Genomic DNA, 16,884 nt, shown 5'->3' on the forward strand with positions numbered 1-16,884 from the left:
GAAGACCTCACGTCCCCATCCGTTCGGAGTGCGAGTTCGATGCCCGTTGCGCCACGCTTTGCCGTCACCCTTGCCCTGCTCGCCGCCACCACCGCCGGCGCCTCCGCCCAGGAATGCGGCGGCGACTTCCAGACCTTCCTGCAGGGCGTCCGGCAGCAGGCGCTGGCCGAGGGTCGCTCGCAGTCGGCCGTCGACGCGGCCGTCGCCGACATGCGCATCAACCCGAAGGTGCTCGCCGCCGACCGGGCGCAGGGCGTCTTCGCCCAGGACTGGCGCCAGTTCGCCACCCGCATGGTCAGCGGCTACCGGCTGAAGTTCGGCCGCCAGAACATACAGAAATACGCCGGGGTCTTCGACCACGTCGAGGCCGAGACCGGCGTGCCGGCGGCGGTCATCGCCAGCTTCTGGGGCCTCGAGACCGACTACGGCGCCGTGCTCGGCGACTTCGAGACGCTGCCGGCGCTCGCCACCCTCGCCCATGACTGCCGCCGGCCGGAGCTGTTCCGCCCGCATCTGATGGCGGCGATCGAGATCGTCGACAAGGGCTACCTGACGCCGCAGGAGATGCGCGGCGCCTGGGCGGGCGAGATCGGCCAGACCCAGCTCCTGCCGGAGGAATACGTCAAGTTCGGCACCGACGAGGACGGCAACGGCCGCGTCGACCTGCGCAAGGACACGGCCGACGTCCTGATGACCACCGGCAAGTACATCGCCTCCCTCGGCTGGCGCCGCGGCGAGCCGTGGCTCGAGGCGGTCGACGTGCCGGCCGACTTCCCCTGGGACCGCGCCGCGCTGGTCAACAAGGAGCCGCGGTCGAACTTCGCAGAGCTCGGCGTCACCAAGGCCGACGGCTCGCCGCTCGAGACGGACGACGTGCCCTCGGCCCTGATCCTGCCGATGGGCCGCAACGGACCGGCCTTCCTGGCCTTCCCGAATTTCGAGATCTATCTCGCCTGGAACAAGTCGCTGGTCTATTCGCTGACGGCCGCCTATTTCGCCACCCGGCTCGCCGGGGCGGAGCCGGTCGACATGGGCGACCCCGCCCCCAGCCTCACCCTCGACGAGACCAAGGCGCTGCAGCAGAAGCTGGTGGACCGCGGCCACGACGTCGGCGGGATCGACGGCATCATCGGCGAGAACACCCGCGCCGCGGTCCGCCGGGAGCAGCTGCGGCTCGGCATGCCGGCCGACGGCTGGCCGACGGCCCAGCTCCTCTCGGCGCTCTGAGGCTTCCCGCCGGGCGTCACTTCGTTGAAGGGGTACCGGCGGAAACACGGGGGTCCGCGGCTGGCGCCGGCGCGCCCGAATCGCCCGGCGGCGGCCAGAAGCGGCGGTGCCGCAGGCCGCCCGCGGATCTGCGCCGCACGGGGTCCGCACCCCGCCCATGCTTCCCGGCCTCCGCCTCCCGCTCAGGGCTCGTCGCCGGTCATGACGGCCGGAGCGTGTCCCGGCGACGGCGCTGCTCAGCTGCCGGATCCGACCGCCCCCGCCGGCCCGGGCGGGACACCCGCAACACCTGTGTATCCACCCCATATGGGGGCATTCTCCGGCGAATCCGACGCTCGGAATCGGTATCGCACATCAACGATACCGTTGCGATTTCGACCACTTCCGCGAAAGCCGTGCCAGGCCCGCTGCGCACGTTGACGCACCAACGGATTCGTTGTTGTGATGGATTTCAAGACTTCGGAAAACAGCGGGCTATCATGGGCCACTCCATCACCGACGACATGTTCAGGTTCGTCGATTGCGTACGGCACCTGGAAGACCACGACGCGATCGCCAACGAGCTGTTCAAGACCGTCCGGAGCTTCGGCTTCTCCAGCTTCGGGATCTCGGGCCTGCCGCAACCGGGTGAATCCCTCGAGCCCTACTTCCTCCTGTCCGGCTGGCAGTCGGAATGGTTCGACCGCTATGTCGGCAACGACTACGTCCATCTGGATCCGGTCGTCGCCCACACCACCCGCACCGACACGCCGTTCACCTGGGACGAGGCCTGCAGCGCGCGCCGGCTCGGCGCGAAGGCCCGCCGGATCATGGACGAGGCGACCGAATTCGGCATGCGCCAGGGCTTCACCGTGCCGATCTACTCGCTCAACGGCCTGTCCGCCGTCGTCACCTTCGGCGGCGAGCGGATCGAGCTGTCGCCGCGCGAGCGGGGCGCCCTGCACATGATCGCGATCTACGCGCACAGTCAGATCAAGCGACTTCTGACCCGGCGCGACGACGAGGGGGATTCGGCGACGCCCTTCTCCCTGCGCGAGCGGGAATGCGTCCTGTGGTGCGCCGCCGGCAAGACCAACTGGGAGATCGGCCGCATCACCGGCCTCTCGGAGAAGACCGTCGAGGCCTATCTGCGCAATGCCAGCGCCAAGGTCGGCGCGATCAATCGGGCCCAGCTCGTCGCCGAAAGCCTCCGGCAACGGCGGATCAGCTGAGCGATTGACAGGGTTGCCCTGGCGGCGGCAGCGACTCATGGCCCTCTTCACGAAGATTTGACGACATCAGATGAGACCGACCGGGCGTCAAGATGAACGCCCCGGGACGCAAGGCTTGTGACAATTCTTCCCCAGAGATAGTCCGGAGATTTTCTTTTCCCGAAGGAACTCGTTTCCGCACAAGCACCTTTCGCTGCGACATATCATATATTTTCTCCCCGAACACCGCAAGCATCGAGATCTTTCGGGGCGACGCGCTTTCGGTTTGCTTGTCAATACGGGGAAACCCCTGAATGTAAAAATCTCCTTCCGGAGCGCAAAACCGCGCTGAACCGGAAGGAGACATCCGATGATGCGAATGGTGACAGCGGCCAATATGTCCGACCATGCAGAAATCATGGACGACGTGTGGGAGTTTCGGCATCGACATTTCGTCGAGCGGTTCGAATGGACCGCCCTGCGCAAGCCCGACGGTCGCGAGATCGATCAGTTCGACGGGGAGAACGCGGTCCACCTGCCCCTCGTCCTCGACGGCCGTGTCGCCGGCTATACGAGGCTCTTGCGCACCGACCAGCCGCACCTCCTGTCGGACGTCTATCCCGAGCTGATGAACGGCGGCCCCTGGCCACGCGGCGACGACATCTTCGAATGGACACGCTGCGTCGCCGAACCGGGGGTTGCGGACGCGCAAGGCGTCAGCGCCAACAACATGGTCTTTGCCGGCGTCGCCGAGGCCTTCGTCGCGCTCGGCCTGCGGGGCGTCATCGTCCAGACCCATCCGAAGCTGGTCACCCGGCTCCTCGAAACCGGCTGGGACGTTCAGCCCTTGAACATCCCGCAGCTCTACGACGGCAAGCCGCTCGCGGTGATCTTCGCCTCCGCGACGCCCGAGACGGTCAGGATCAGCCATTCGCTGTTCCGGCTGGAGGCCCCGGTTCTCGCGATCGACGCCCATCTCCCCCATCCGGCGCTGCCCGGCGTCACGCTGCCGGCGACGCCCGGCAGGGCTGCGGCAAATTCGCGCACGAGCGACACGGGCGGCGCGCGGCGTCAAGGGGAACGACGTGCAAATCCGGGGAGGAAATCATGATCTTTGAGGACGCCATGCCCTTGGCGCAAGCCAGAGAAGCTGCACATTTTCTCATCTCCAGCCTGTCGGCCGTAAGAGGTTTGTCCCCCGATGCGGCGCAAGCAATAGAGTTTGCCATCTCTAAGTGTGACGATAGGTTAATTATACCCAGGCGCGCCCTTCCCGTCGAAGTCATCAACCGAAATGCGCTGCTGCATGCTTTGAATTATGCAATTCCTGAGCTAGAGCATGGCCGTCCAGAAGCTGCCGCAGCGGTGAGTTTGGCCGTCAAGATCTTGGTCGACCATCCCTAGCGGCAAAACCAGTAAGATAGTCGAACTATGCGTAATTCAAAAGCAGCATCCGACATCGACCGGCAGATCGCCGCCCGGATCAGGCTCGCACGCCTGGAAACCGGGATGTCGCAAGAAAAGCTTGCCGAGGCCCTGGGTATTACCTTTCAGCAGGTCCAGAAGTACGAGAAGGGCTTGAACCGGATCTCGGCGGGTCGTCTGCGCGAGATCTCCGATACCCTTGGCAGGGAAGTAACGTGGTTCTTCGAGGAGATGCCCACCTTCGAGGCCTATCCGACGCTGTCCAAGGCCGACCTGCGCATGCTGAAGAATCTCAAGGCGCTTTCCCCCGACACCCGCCGGGCTCTCGACGCCCTGCTCGTGTCGCTCAACCCGGATGTTGCGACCGCCGAGTGACGCAGGCTGCCGGGTGCCGTCCGGATTTGATCCGGCGGACAGCGGCGCGGAAGCGTTGGTGCGACATCAAGCGATGCTGGACGGGCTTCGCCACCGCACGAGCGCCGACTGCCGGGGTTCCTCTCAGACGAAGGTCGCGACCGCAGCGTCGCTGATCCGGAAGCTGACCTCCTGCTCGCCGCGAAAGTGATCGGCCGAGACGCTGCCGGCGACATGCAGCGGCCTGCCCTGGCTGGACTGGAGAAGCTCTCCCAGTTCGCTCCCCGCGGCCTTGAAGGCGATCGCCCGCATGGTCGCGCCGTCTTCCCCCTTCAGCCGCGCGGCGACGTGACCGTTGCCGACGATGCGCGCGTCGAGGACCGTGTGCCGCGCGATGGCGAGCACCGGCGTCTCATGCGCCGAGCCGAACGGGCCGGCCCGCTCCAGCATCTCGTAGAGCGGCAGGGTCAGGCCGGCGGCACTGACGGCGCCATCGATCCTGAGGGCGTCGGACGCCCGCGCGGCGGCGAAATCCGCCCTCGCCGCGGCTTCGAGATGGGCTCGCAGATCGCCGAGCCTCTCGCGCCGCACCGTCAGCCCCGCCGCCATGGCGTGGCCGCCGCCCTTCTCGATCACCCCGTCTTCCACCGCCGCCCGCACGATCCGGCCGAGGTCGATGCCGCTCACCGAGCGCCCCGAGCCGGAGCCCTTGCCGCTCGCATCGAAGGCGATGGCGAAGGCCGGTCGGCGATAGCGCTCCTTCAGCCGTGCCGCGATCAGCCCGACGATGCCCGGATGCCAGTCCGAAGACGCCGCGACCAGAACCGGCGGCCCGTCGCCCGAGCCGATCTCGGCGCCGACCGCGGCGTCCGCCTCGGCCAGCATGCGGACCTCCATCGCCTGGCGCTCGGCGTTCAGCGCATCGAGCTGCACGGCGATGGCGTCGGCCGAAACGTCGTCGTCGAGGCATAGCAGCCGGCTGCCGAGGGCGGCGTCGCCGATCCGGCCGCCGGCATTGATCCGCGGACCCAAAAGGAAGCCCAGATGGCCGGAGCGTACCGGGCCGGAGAGCCGCGCCACGCGGCAGAGCGCCCGCAGCCCGGCATTGTCCTGGCGACGCATCACCGCCAGCCCCTGCACCACCAGGGCCCGGTTCAGCCCCTTCAGCGGAACCACGTCGCAGATCGTCGCCAGCGCCACGAGGTCGAGCAGCCGCATCAGGTCGAGCGGCGGCTGGCTCACCCCGGGCCGGCCACGCAGCACCCGCTGCGTGGCCACCAGCGTCATGAAGACGACCCCTGCGGCGGCCAGATAGCCGAGCCCGGAGAGATCGTCCTGGCGGTTCGGATTGACCAGCGCCGCGACCTCGGGAAGTTCGGTCCCCGACTGGTGATGGTCGAGCACGACGACGTCGAGGCCGAGGCGCCGCGCATGCTCGGCCGTATCGATGCTCGAGGTGCCGCAGTCGACGGTCACCAGCAGCCGCGCACCGCCGGCGGCCAGATCGTCGATCGCCTGGATGTTGGGCCCGTACCCCTCGGTGATACGATCCGGTATGTGAACCACCGGATCGAGCCCGTAATGGGCGAGGAAGCGCCACAGCAGCGCCGAGGAGGCCGCCCCGTCGACATCGTAGTCGCCGAAGATCGCCACCGTCTCGCGCCGTGTGACAGCATCGGCGAGACGCTGCGCGGCGGCGTCCATGTCGGTCAGGACGCTCGGGTCGGGCATCTCGTGGCGCAGCTTCGGATCGAGGAAGCGCTCGGCCGCCTGCGCCTCGACGCCGCGGGCCGCAAGCACGCGCGCCACGATGTCCGGCAGGCCGAGCTTCTGGGACATGGCGAGCGCCTGCCCCTCGCCGCGCAGGTCCAGCGCGCTCGTCCAGCGCCGGCCGGTGACGGATGTCTCGACGCCCAGGAATGTGGTGTTGCCGGCTGGTGGCATTCTGCTTCTCTGGCGGGATCGGCTTGGTTCACCGCTCGGTGGAACCGAACCCGCCTTATGTCAAACTGGCGGCGCTTCGCAAACCTTCCCGCCGGGCTCCGGTCAGGCCGATAGCCGGTCCGGCGGAGCCGTGCGATCAGACGGCCGGCGTGGCGGCGGGATGATCTGCCGGACCAGGCGGCCGACGCCTGCCGCCTGCGGGCCGTTCGTCGAGGCTCTCGCCCGGTCTCGCCGCCCGTCCCGCAGCGCCCTCAGGCGAAGTCGCCGACATGGTGGTGCGCCCGCACCTCGCGGATGGTGCGCGAGAAGGAGCGCATCAGGAGCGTGTGGGTGGTCACCCGGTCGCGGTAGAAGCGCACGCCGTCGAGGAGATTGCCGTCGGTGACGCCGGTCGCCGCGAAGATGACGTTGCCCGACGCCATCTCCTCGGCGGTGTAGATCTTGTTCGGATCGCCGACGCCCATGCGCTCGGCCCTGACCCGCTTGTCGATGGTGTTGAGCTGCAGGCGGCCCTGCATCTGGCCGCCGGTGCAGCGCAGCGCCGCCGCCGCCAGCACGCCCTCCGGCGCGCCGCCGATGCCCATGTAGATGTCGATGCCGGTCTCTTCGGGATCGGTGGTGTGGATGACGCCCGCCACGTCGCCGTCGCCGATGAGGCGGATCGCCGCGCCCGCCTCGCGCACAGCGGCGATCAGCTGGGCGTGGCGCGGCCGGTCGAGGATGCAGGCGGTCAGGTCCGCCACCTTGACGCCCTTGGCTTCCGCCAGCGCCTGCAGATTGGCCGCCGGCGAGCGGGACAGGTCGACGATGCCCTTCGGGTAGCCCGGGCCGACCGCGATCTTCTCCATGTAGACGTCGGGGGCGTTGAGGAGGCTGCCGCTGTCGGCCATGGCGACGACGGCGAGCGAGTTCGGCAGGTTCTTGGCACAGACCGTCGTGCCTTCCAGCGGGTCGAGGGCGATGTCCACCATGACGCCGCCGAGGCCGACCTTCTCGCCGATGAACAGCATCGGCGCCTCGTCGCGCTCGCCCTCGCCGATGACGACGGTGCCGTCCACCTCGATCTGGTTCAGCGCCTTGCGCATGGCGTCGACCGCCGCCTGGTCGGCGGCCTTCTCGTCGCCGCGGCCGCGCAGCCGCGCCGCCGCGATCGCCGCCTGCTCGGTGACGCGGGCCAGTTCCAGCGAGAGGACGCGGTTAAGGTTGTCACCCAGCTTTGCCATGGTCCCGATCATCTCAAATGCTCCCCCGCCACTCTGGTCCGTCCGCCGCTCGGCGGCGGGTGCCGACACCCCGTCGCCCCGTCCTTGTTTCGAACCATCCGTCGTGGCGGCGAGAGGATAGCCCGAAAATCGTCTCCACCGCCACGCGGCGGGTCTGCCGCGGGAGGCTATGCACCGGTCCCATGTCGCCCCGATGTCGCCCCGATGCCGGCGCCGCCCGGCGCCAAGTGCCCCATCGCCGCCGGCAGGACGACCCGCCCTGGCCGGCAGCCGCGCCCGGAGCCCTCGGGAGGCCCCGATACGAGAACCGCCGCGAACCATTCCTGGTTGCGGCGGGCGCCCGGATTTTTGCGCCGGGTCCCCGACGCCTGATCCCCCTGACGGGAATCAGTCGAGATCCTCGATCCGGATCATCTGCGGCTCGCCCGAAAGATGCCCGTCGTTGCGCAGCGCCTCAAGCGCGCTCCGGATCGCGGCCTCGGTCGTCTCGTGGGTGACGAGGATGACCGGAGCCGTCCCCTCGCCCTTGCGGTCGGCCTTGCGCTGGACGATCGATTCCAGCGAGATCGCGTTCTCCGCCATGCGGTTGGCGATCGAGGCGAAGGCCCCGACACGGTCGAGGACGGAGAGGCGGATGTAGTAGCCGCCCTCATGGGCGCGCATCCGCGCCCGGTGATAGGGCTGCAGCCGTGCTGCCGGCAGTCCGAGCGTCGGCGGCACGAAGCCGCCGGCGACGTCCATGATGTCGGAGAGGACCGCGGAGGCGGTCGCGGCGCCGCCGGCACCGGGCCCGGCGAGGAGGATCGAGCCGAGCAGATCGCTGTCCACCGCCACCGCATTGGTGACGCCGTCCACCTGGGCGAGAGAGGACCGCGCCGGAATCATCGCCGGATGCACCCGCTGCTCGATGCCGCTGTCGGTCTTCAGCGCGACTGCCAGCAGCTTGATCCGGTAGCCGAGTTCGGCGGCGGCGGCGATGTCCTCGATGGTGATCTTGGAGATGCCCTCGATGAAGATGCTCTCCAGCGAGATCTGCGAGCCGAAGGCCAGCGAGGTGAGGATCGCCAGCTTGTGCGCGGCGTCGAAGCCGCCGATGTCGAAGGTCGGATCGGCCTCCGCATAGCCGAGCATCTGGGCATCGGCGAGGCAGGCGTCGAAGGTCAGCCCCTCCTTCTCCATACGTGTCAGTATGTAATTGCAGGTGCCGTTCAGGATGCCGTAGACGCGGCTGACCTCGTTGCCGGACAGCGCCTCGCGCATCGTCTTGATGATCGGGATGCCGCCGGCGACCGCCGCCTCGAACAGGATCTCGATGCCGTTGTCCGCCGCCAGCGTCGCGAGTTCCAGCCCGTGATGGGCCAGCAGCGCCTTGTTGGCGGTGACGACCGGGATGCCGCGCTTCAGCGCCGCCTCGACCGCCTCGCGGGCGATCCCGTCCGAGCCGCCGATCAATTCGACGAAGGCGTCTATCTCGGCTTCCCGGGCCAGCGCCACGGGGTCGTCGAACCAGCGCATGCCGTCGGTGTCGAAACCGCGGTTGCGGCTGCGGTCGCGTGCCGAGATGGCGGTGATCCGGATCGAGCGGCCGACGCGCTCGGCGAGGAGATCGCTCTTGCGCTCGATCAGCTGCGCCACGTTGGCGCCGACGGTGCCGAGCCCGGCAATGCCCAGCCGCAATTCGGTTTTCATGACAAATCCGTCTCAGGGCACGATGCCGGAGGCCGAGGTCTCCGGTCCATCATGCGGCAATGAACAAATGACCGGCCTGCGCCGGGAGCCCTTCAGGCGAGGGCCGCCGGCGCTGCCGGTTTCGAAGCGCGTGCGCCCTCAGGAGCGCGCGCGCAGGGAGACGACGTTCTGCCCGTCTTCGGCGCCCGACGCAAGGAAGCGGCGGATGTTGCGGGCGGCCTGGCGGATCCGGTGCTCGTTCTCGACGAGCGCGATGCGGACGAAGTCGTCGCCATGCTCGCCGAAGCCGATGCCCGGCGCGACGGCGACCTGCGCCTCCTCGATCAGCAGCTTGGAAAACTCCAGCGAGCCGAGATGGCGATAGGCCGGCGGGATCGGCGCCCAGGCGAACATCGTCGAGGACGGCGGCGGCACGTCCCATCCGGCCCGGCCGAAGGATTCGACCAGCACGTCGCGGCGCTTGCGATAGACCCCGCGGACCTCCTCGATCGCCGCATCGCCGGCATTGAGGGCGGCGGTGGCTGCGACCTGGATCGGCGTGAAGGCGCCGTAGTCGAGATAGGACTTCACCCGCGCCAGCGCCGACAGCAGCCGCTCGTTGCCGACGGCGAAGCCGATCCGCCAGCCCGGCATCGAGAAGGTCTTCGACATCGAGGTGAATTCGACCGCGACATCCATCGCCCCGTCGACCTGAAGGATCGAGGGCGGCGGCACGTCGTCGAAATAGATCTCCGCATAGGCGAGATCGGACAGGACGATGATCTCGTTCTTCTTCGCGAAGGCGACGATCTCGCGATAGAAGTCGAGGTCGGCGACGTAGGCCGTCGGGTTCGACGGATAGTTCAGGATGATCGCGATCGGCTTGGGGATCGAGTGGCGCACGGCGCGGTCGATGGCGGTGAAGAAGTCCCGGTCGGGCTTGGCGGGAATCGCGCGGATGGTGCCGCCCGCCATCAGGAAGCCGAAGGCGTGGATCGGATAGGTCGGGTTCGGGCACAGCACCACGTCGCCGGGCGCGGTGATCGCCTGCGCCATGTTGGCGAAGCCCTCCTTCGAGCCGAGCGTCGCCACGACTTGCTTCGCCGGATCGAGCGTCACGCCGAAGCGCCGCTTGTAGTAGCCCGCCTGGGCGCGCCGCAGCCCGGCGATGCCCTTGGAGGCGGAGTAGCGGTGGGTGCGCTGGTCCTGGATGACCTCGCACAACTTGTCGACGATGAACTGCGGCGTCGGCAGGTCCGGATTGCCCATGCCGAGATCGATGATGTCGGCACCGCGCGCTCGGGCGGCCGCCTTCAGCCGGTTCACTTCCTCGAAGACGTAGGGCGGCAGGCGCCGGACCTTATGAAATTCTTCCATGTTTCTCGTCCTCCGGCCCCATGCCGGCAATTGCGTCTACGCCGTTAACGTGGCGCGAGCCTATTGGCCCGATTGGATCTGGCGAAGCACCTCTTCGGGCGTCCGGCTCGGCGCGGCGCCGGTGCCGGTGCCAGTGCTGGTGCCGGTGCGTGCGTCGACGCTGACGGCACTCCTGTCGGGCTTGGCGGCCAGCGCGGCCTCGACCTCTTCGGCCTGCTGGCGTCTCACGCGCTGCATCCGGGCGATGTCCGCCTCGTAGCCGCGGGCCGAGCCTGCGCCCCTGCCGCGGGTGGCGACGGCGGCGGTGCGGCGCTCCTGGGCACTGACGGTCGCATCGTCCACCTGCGGCGCGGCCACGTTCGGAAAGGCGCCGAGCAGCGGATAGCCGTCCGGCCCGAGACGCTGGCCGGACCGGCCGTCGGGTGCCACCCGCTGATAGCTGACGGCCTGCGGCATCGCCGGGTCGTCATAGGCGGACTGGCAACCGGCCAGAAGACCGCCCAAGACGACTGCCGCCAGCGCGCGCGGCGCGATCCCACCCATCATCCGAGTTGCCCTTCCCGTGCATGCGCGGCCGCAAGACCGCTTCTCATCCGCGATGCCTGTGTCATATCCTACGGATAAGCCAATTACAAAGAAGCGGGCGTGCGTTTCATGTCGCCATTGCAATAAAAACGCTTAAGACGGACACGCATTCGGCCAGCAGGAGAGCGGGCATAGAACACCGCCCCGCTGCCCGAAGCCTCGAGGGAGGACAGAAGCCATGGCCACCAAAGCCGGAAAGCCGGAAACCGAGCCGTTCAAAGCGGCGCAGGACGATTTTGTGGTCAAGGATCCGGAGGCCTTCGGCCTCAACATGGCGCGCATGCTCGAGCAGATCGGCAAGGCCGCCGCCGCCTGGGTCGCCCCGCGGGAAAAGGGCGAGATGGTCGACGACGGCCCGATGCGGATGTCGGAGGTGGTGCAGACCCTGTCGCGGGTTTCCGAATACTGGATGACCGATCCGGCCCGGGCGATGGAGGCCCAGACCAACCTCTTCGCCAGCTACATGGGCATCTGGAACAACTCGATCCGCCGGATGGCGGGCGAGGTGCCGGAGAGCCCGGTTGAGGCGCAGAAGGGCGACAAGCGCTTCGCGGCCGCCGACTGGAACGAGAACCTGTTCTTCGACTTCGTCAAGCAGACCTATCTGCTCACCACCCGCTGGGCCGACGACCTCGTCGAACGCGCCGAGGGGGTCGATCCGCATACGCGCCAGAAGGCCGCCTTCTACGTTCGGCAGATCTCCAATGCCCTGGCGCCCTCGAACTTCGTCATGACCAATCCCGAGCTGTACCGGGAGACCATCGCCTCGAATGGCGAAAACCTCGTCAAGGGCATGAAGATGTTCGCCGAGGACATGGTCGCCGGCCATGGCAATCTGAAGCTGCGCCAGGCCGACTACACGAAATACGAGGTCGGCCGCGACATGGCGGTGACCCCCGGCAAAGTCGTCGCCGAGAACGATCTCTGCCAGATCATCCAGTATGCGCCGAAGACCGAGACGGTGTTCAAGCGGCCGCTGATGATCGTCCCGCCCTGGATCAACAAGTTCTACATCCTCGACCTCAATCCGGAGAAGTCCTTCATCGGCTGGGCGGTGGAACAGGGGCTGACGGTGTTCGTCGTCTCCTGGGTCAATCCCGACGAGCGCCAGGCCGAGAAGGACTGGCAGGCCTATATCGAGGAGGGCATCGCCTTCGGCCTCGACACGGTGGAGAAGGCCACCGGCGAGACCGAGGTCAACGCCGTCGGCTATTGCGTCGGCGGCACGCTGCTCGGCGCCTCGCTCGCCTATCTCAAGGCGAAGGGCGACGAGCGCATCACCTCCACCACCTTCCTCACCACCCAGATCGACTTCACCCATGCCGGCGACCTGAAGGTCTTCGTCGACGAGGCGCAGCTGAAGCTGCTCGAACAGGCGATGTCGCAGAAGGGCTATCTCGAGGGCTCGCAGATGGCGACGGCCTTCAACCTCCTGCGCTCCGGCGACCTGATCTGGCCCTATTTCGTCAACAACTACCTGCGGGGCAAGGAGCCGCTGCCCTTCGACCTCCTCTACTGGAACGCCGATTCCACCCGCATGCCGAAGGCCAACCACCTGTTCTACCTGCGCAACTGCTATCACGAGAACCGGCTGTCGCGCGGCCGCATGGAGATCGGCGGGGTGCGGCTCGACCTCTCGAAAGTGACGATGCCGATCTACAACCTCGCCACCAAGGAAGACCACATCGCCCCGGCCCGCTCGGTCTTCACCGGCTGCCGCGCCTTCGGCTCGAAGGTGGAGTTCGTCCTCACCGGCTCCGGCCACATCGCCGGCGTCGTCAACCCGCCGGCCAAGAAGAAGTACCAGTTCTGGACCGGCCCGGCCCCGAAGGACGTCGGCGCCTACGAGGACTGGCTGCTGGCGGCGAAGGAGACACCCGGCTCCTGGTGGGGCCACTGGCTGGAGTGGCTGAAGCCGCTCGCCGGCGAACAGGTCAAGGCGAGAAAGCCCGGCGGCCGCAAGCTGAAGCCGATCGAGGACGCCCCGGGGCGCTATGTGAAGACGAAGGCGTGAGGGGGCGAGCGTTGCTCGCGGCACTCGCCGGCGCGGCTGCGCCACGTCTTCGGCTGGCGGCGCTGAACCCGCACCAACTCGGCCAGCGCCGCCTGCGTGAGACCGCGCGGCTGCATGAATTCTTCGGTCAGGAGCTCGCCGACAGTCGCCGGCTTGCGGTTCGTCATGACCATCGAAAACCTCATCGGTCAGGGTGATCGCCGGATTGTCGTCACCCTTCGATCGCGTTATAGCTCGCCGCAGGGTCCGGGCACCCGCCGTCCGCAGGCCGACGAGGCCTTGGTGAAGCTCCCGGGATCACACCACCGATCGCTCACTCAGGGCATCGCTGGCCGGTGGCAATGCGGACACCCACCTCTTGGCCGTCATGCGATGCCGGAAAGAGTGTTCGCCATGACAATCCCTTATACGCCTCTGCCATCGTTTCCCGTGCTGAAGGATCAGGCCCGGCGCCTGCGCGCGTCGCTGCAGGCCGAAGGACAGCCTGTCTCCCACTGCCGGGCGCTGGAGCTGATCGCGCACCAGCACGGCTTTCGCGACTGGAACACCCTGCATGCGCGGCTCGGCAACCGCCCGAGGCTGTCGCCCTATACGATCGGCGCGAGGGTCGCCGGCTGCTATCTCGGCCAGCGCTTTTCCGGCGAGGTGCTCTCGGCGGGCGTCTTCGAGAGCGACCCGACCCGCATCCGGCTGACGCTGAAATTCGACACGCCGGTCGACGTCGTCACCTTCGACAGCTTCTCGGCCTTCCGGCACCGGGTGAACTGCGTCGTCGACGACACCGGCCGCAGCCGGGAGAAAACCTCGAACGGGCGGCCGCAGGTGGAACTCGCCTGGTAGGCGTCCGACTGCCACGTTGACCCGGCGGGGGGGAGCCGCTACCCGCCGAGACCATCATGGTCCCGTTCCCCTCGCCCCTCATTCCCGGCCGCCTGATCCAGCGCTACAAGCGCTTCCTCGCAGACGTGGCGATCGACGGCGAGGACGCGCCCGTCACCGTCCACTGTCCCAATCCCGGCGCGATGCTGGGGCTGAAGGCGCCGGGCTCGCGGGTCTGGCTGTCGCGTTCAGTCAACCCCAAGCGCAAGCTGGCCCTGACGCTGGAGCTGATCGAGGCGGACGGCACCCTCGTCGGCCTCAACACCGGCCTTCCCAACCGCCTCGCCGAAGCGGCGGTCGCCGCCGGCCTCGTCCCCGCCCTCGCAGGGCTCGGGCCGGCGCGCCGGGAAGTCCGCTATCAGGAAAAGTCCCGCGTCGACCTTCTCTACGAGGATCGGGACGGCCGGCCGGTCTATGTCGAGGTCAAGAACGTCCATCTGATGCGCCAGCCCGGCCTTGCCGAATTTCCCGACTGCGTGACGACGAGGGGCGCCCGCCACCTCCTCGATCTCGCCGCCGAGGTCGAGGCGGGCGCCAGGGCCGTGATGCTCTACGTCGTGCAACGCGCCGACTGCGCCCGCCTCGCTTTCGCGGCCGATCTCGACCCCGCTTATGCGGCAGGCTTTGCCGAGGCGCGTCGCCGAGGGGTTGAAGCCTGCGCCGTTCGGTGCGACATCACGCTGTCCGGGATCGTGCCATCGATCCTTCTTCCGATCGTCGAAACCGAGCGACCATGACCACCTATCTCGAGGCCGAGGCGAACCCGATCCGCAACACCGGCGCCATCCGGATCTACGGACCGGAGGGTTTTGCCGGCATGCGCCGAGCCTGCCGGCTGACGGCCCAGTGCCTGGACGAACTGGCGGCCATCGTCGTTCCCGGCGTCACCACCCAGGCGATCGACGACTTCGTCGCAAAATTCGCCCGCGACCACGACACCGTCTCGGCGACGCTGAACTATCGCGGCTATCCGAAGAGCGTCTGCACCTCGATCAACCACGTCGTCTGCCACGGGATCCCCAACGACAAGCCGCTGAAGGAAGGCGACATCGTCAATATCGACGTCACCTTCGTCGTCGACGGCTGGCATGGCGATTCCTCGCGCATGTATCCGGTCGGCAAGCTGAAGCGGGCCGCCGAGCGGCTCTGCGAGGTGACCTATCGCTCGCTCCTGATCGGCATCGAGGCGGTGAAGCCGGGCGGCCATGTCGGCGACATCGGCGAGGCGATCCAGGCCTATGCGGAGAGCGAGCGCTGCTCGGTGGTGCGCGACTTCTGCGGCCATGGCGTCGGCAAGCTGTTCCACGATGCGCCGAACGTCCTGCATTACGGCCGGCGCGGCGACGGGCCGGAGCTGAAGCCCGGCATGATCTTCACCATCGAGCCGATGATCAATCTCGGCCGGCCGCATGTGAAGATCCTCAACGACGGCTGGACCGCCGTGACCCGGGACCGCACCCTGTCGGCCCAGTACGAGCACTCGCTCGGCGTGACCGAGACCGGCTGCGAGGTCTTCACCTTCTCGCCGGGCGGCCTCGATACGCCCGGCATCGCCTTCCAGCGCGATCCGGCCGCGGCCGAATAAGCGGGCCATGGCGTCTTCCGGAGGCCGAGACGAGGACGACAGCGAGGCGGACGCCGAGGACGGCCTCTTCGCCCCCGACCGACGCGCACAGACTCCCGGCCTCGAAGAGCGCTCCGAGCGCCCGCGGGCGGAGGCCGGCGCGAAGCTTCAGGCATCCGACGACGGCAAGGCGCCGCGCCATCACGACGGCCACCGCGACCGGCTGCGCGAGCGCTTCTCCACCGCCGGCGCCGACGCCCTTGCCGATTACGAGCTGCTCGAGCTGATCCTCTTCCGCACCATCCCGCGCCGCGACGTCAAGCCCGTCGCCAAGGATCTGATCGCAAGGTTCGGCTCCCTCGGCGAGGTGCTCGGCGCGCCGCAGCGGCGGCTGATGGAGGTGCCGGGGGTCAAGGAGGCGGTCGCCCTCGACCTGCAGGTGGTCGCGGCGATCAACCGGCGGGCGATGCGCTCGGCGGTCCGCCAGCGCGAGGTGCTGTCCTCCTGGACGGCGGTCATCGACTACTGCACCGCCCAGATGGCCCACGAGGCGCGCGAGCAGTTCCGCATCCTCTTCCTCGACAAGAAGAACGCCCTGATCTCCGACGAGGTGCAGGGCACCGGCACCGTCGACCACACCCCGGTCTATCCGCGCGAGGTGATGCGCCGGGCGCTGGAGCTGAACGCCACGGCGATCATCCTCGTCCACAACCATCCCTCGGGCGACCCGACGCCGTCCCGCGCCGACATCGACATGACGAAGACCATCGTCGAGACGGCAAAGCCCCTCGGCATCTCGGTCCACGACCACATCATCATCGGCAAGAACGGCCATGCCAGCCTCAAGGGCCTGCGGCTGATCTGAGCCGCTGCCATCGCAGTGCGCTCGCGACAGCCGGCAAAGGCACGCCTGCGGCAAGAAGCGCGCCGATGTGGCGCCGTCTCCGCCGGCCGACTGTCGGCCTATGCCGAGGCGGCGGCAGGGCAAGCCGCGACAAGGCAGCAGGCTGCCGCACCCAAAGCGGCCGGGCGTCCGCCGGCGGCTGCAGCTCTCAATGCAGCTGGCCGCCATCCTTCACGATGCGGATTTCCTTCGGGCTGATCAGCCCCTGATGCATGACGCGGACGGAGTGGATGATCGCCTCGATCTCGCGCTCCCAATGGTCGAGAAAGCGCTTCAGCCGCGGGTAGTCGGGCGCGAGGTCCTCGAACTGCCAGAAGAACGTCTGCAGCAATGTCGGATGATCCGGCATGCGGTAGAGAACTTCGGCAGACGTCAAGCTGTAACCCTGAAGCATCCGTTGGAAGGACGCGTCGACTTGTCTCGCAGTCATCGGCACACCTCTTCGAGCGGCGCCGGACTGTTGTTCACCGGCCCCGTGTTACGTCTCCAGTCACTTCCCGAAAGCCGGTTGAGCTGGAGCTTCGACAGGT

16 protein-coding genes and 1 pseudogene are annotated in these 16,884 nt (G+C 67.9%); 10 read left to right on the plus strand and 7 right to left on the minus strand.

All coding sequences use genetic code 11. The features are described from left to right. Window positions 1–39: 39 nt before the first annotated feature. From ATO4_RS04855 to ATO4_RS04870, 5 genes are all read left to right on the plus strand, one after another. Complete coding sequence (locus tag ATO4_RS04855) at window positions 40–1,227, plus strand: lytic murein transglycosylase (RefSeq protein WP_083590286.1); 1,188 nt, start codon at window positions 40–42, stop codon at window positions 1,225–1,227. Window positions 1,228–1,706: 479 nt separating this feature from the next. Next, window positions 1,707–2,438, plus strand: a complete 732-nt coding sequence (locus tag ATO4_RS04860; RefSeq protein WP_083590287.1) for a LuxR family transcriptional regulator — start codon at window positions 1,707–1,709, stop codon at window positions 2,436–2,438. A gap of 352 nt (window positions 2,439–2,790) precedes the next feature. Continuing rightward, window positions 2,791–3,528 carry an acyl-homoserine-lactone synthase gene (locus ATO4_RS04865; protein ID WP_210191023.1) on the plus strand — a complete coding sequence of 246 codons (738 nt, stop codon included), beginning with the start codon at window positions 2,791–2,793 and terminating at the stop codon, window positions 3,526–3,528. Continuing rightward, on the plus strand, window positions 3,525–3,821 hold the full coding sequence (locus ATO4_RS26900; protein WP_139802259.1) for a hypothetical protein: 297 nt from the start codon (window positions 3,525–3,527) through the stop codon (window positions 3,819–3,821). Before ATO4_RS04865 ends, ATO4_RS26900 begins: the two co-directional genes overlap by 4 nt. Before the next feature lie 27 nt (window positions 3,822–3,848). Next, a complete protein-coding gene (locus ATO4_RS04870) occupies window positions 3,849–4,217 on the plus strand; it encodes a helix-turn-helix transcriptional regulator (protein WP_083590289.1) in 369 nt (122 codons plus the stop codon). A 123-nt stretch (window positions 4,218–4,340) separates the two neighbouring features. Here ATO4_RS04870 and recJ read toward each other — a convergent pair whose 3' ends face one another. The 5 genes from recJ to ATO4_RS04895 all read right to left on the minus strand — a co-directional run bounded on the left by recJ (window position 4,341) and on the right by ATO4_RS04895 (window position 10,954). Next, the gene (gene recJ, locus ATO4_RS04875; RefSeq protein ID WP_083590290.1) at window positions 4,341–6,140 is read right to left on the minus strand and encodes a single-stranded-DNA-specific exonuclease RecJ; all 1,800 of its coding nucleotides are present in this window, start codon (window positions 6,138–6,140) and stop codon (window positions 4,341–4,343) included. A gap of 251 nt (window positions 6,141–6,391) precedes the next feature. Beyond that, window positions 6,392–7,375 (minus strand): class II fructose-bisphosphatase, encoded by a 984-nt coding sequence (gene glpX, locus ATO4_RS04880; protein ID WP_245308576.1) that lies wholly within the window; start codon window positions 7,373–7,375, stop codon window positions 6,392–6,394. Window positions 7,376–7,750: 375 nt separating this feature from the next. After that, window positions 7,751–9,052 carry a homoserine dehydrogenase gene (locus ATO4_RS04885; RefSeq protein ID WP_083590291.1) on the minus strand — a complete coding sequence of 434 codons (1,302 nt, stop codon included), beginning with the start codon at window positions 9,050–9,052 and terminating at the stop codon, window positions 7,751–7,753. 138 nt (window positions 9,053–9,190) lie between these two features. Beyond that, window positions 9,191–10,408 (minus strand): LL-diaminopimelate aminotransferase, encoded by a 1,218-nt coding sequence (locus ATO4_RS04890; RefSeq protein WP_083590292.1) that lies wholly within the window; start codon window positions 10,406–10,408, stop codon window positions 9,191–9,193. Between the two features lie 60 nt (window positions 10,409–10,468). Next, entirely contained in the window at window positions 10,469–10,954 is a 486-nt protein-coding gene (locus ATO4_RS04895) for a hypothetical protein (protein ID WP_083590293.1), read from the minus strand. A gap of 217 nt (window positions 10,955–11,171) precedes the next feature. Between ATO4_RS04895 and phaC the strand changes: the two genes are divergently transcribed. Continuing rightward, window positions 11,172–13,007 (plus strand): class I poly(R)-hydroxyalkanoic acid synthase, encoded by a 1,836-nt coding sequence (gene phaC / locus ATO4_RS04900; RefSeq protein ID WP_083590294.1) that lies wholly within the window; start codon window positions 11,172–11,174, stop codon window positions 13,005–13,007. Between the two features lie 56 nt (window positions 13,008–13,063). Here phaC and ATO4_RS04905 read toward each other — a convergent pair. Then, a pseudogene (locus ATO4_RS04905) lies at window positions 13,064–13,180 on the minus strand (addiction module antidote protein, HigA family); the annotation flags it as partial. Between the two features lie 220 nt (window positions 13,181–13,400). Between ATO4_RS04905 and ATO4_RS04910 the strand changes: the two are divergent. Genes ATO4_RS04910 through radC form a run of 4 tightly spaced genes read left to right on the plus strand, consistent with a single transcriptional unit; the run spans window position 13,401 to window position 16,315 of the window. Then, window positions 13,401–13,847 (plus strand): glyoxalase superfamily protein, encoded by a 447-nt coding sequence (locus ATO4_RS04910; protein WP_083590295.1) that lies wholly within the window; start codon window positions 13,401–13,403, stop codon window positions 13,845–13,847. Between the two features lie 56 nt (window positions 13,848–13,903). Then, window positions 13,904–14,623 carry a DNA/RNA nuclease SfsA gene (sfsA, locus tag ATO4_RS04915; protein WP_083590296.1) on the plus strand — a complete coding sequence of 240 codons (720 nt, stop codon included), beginning with the start codon at window positions 13,904–13,906 and terminating at the stop codon, window positions 14,621–14,623. Continuing rightward, window positions 14,620–15,471 (plus strand): type I methionyl aminopeptidase, encoded by an 852-nt coding sequence (gene map, locus ATO4_RS04920; RefSeq protein ID WP_083590297.1) that lies wholly within the window; start codon window positions 14,620–14,622, stop codon window positions 15,469–15,471. Before sfsA ends, map begins: the two co-directional genes overlap by 4 nt. A gap of 7 nt (window positions 15,472–15,478) precedes the next feature. Next, window positions 15,479–16,315 (plus strand): DNA repair protein RadC, encoded by an 837-nt coding sequence (gene radC, locus ATO4_RS04925; protein WP_083590298.1) that lies wholly within the window; start codon window positions 15,479–15,481, stop codon window positions 16,313–16,315. Between the two features lie 187 nt (window positions 16,316–16,502). Here the strand turns inward: radC and ATO4_RS04930 are convergent, their stop codons facing one another. Next, complete coding sequence (locus tag ATO4_RS04930) at window positions 16,503–16,784, minus strand: hypothetical protein (protein ID WP_083590299.1); 282 nt, start codon at window positions 16,782–16,784, stop codon at window positions 16,503–16,505. Between the last annotated feature and the right edge of the window lie 100 nt (window positions 16,785–16,884).

It is taken from the genome of Aurantimonas sp. 22II-16-19i, from assembly GCF_002088275.1.
GTDB lineage: Bacteria > Pseudomonadota > Alphaproteobacteria > Rhizobiales > Rhizobiaceae > Jiella.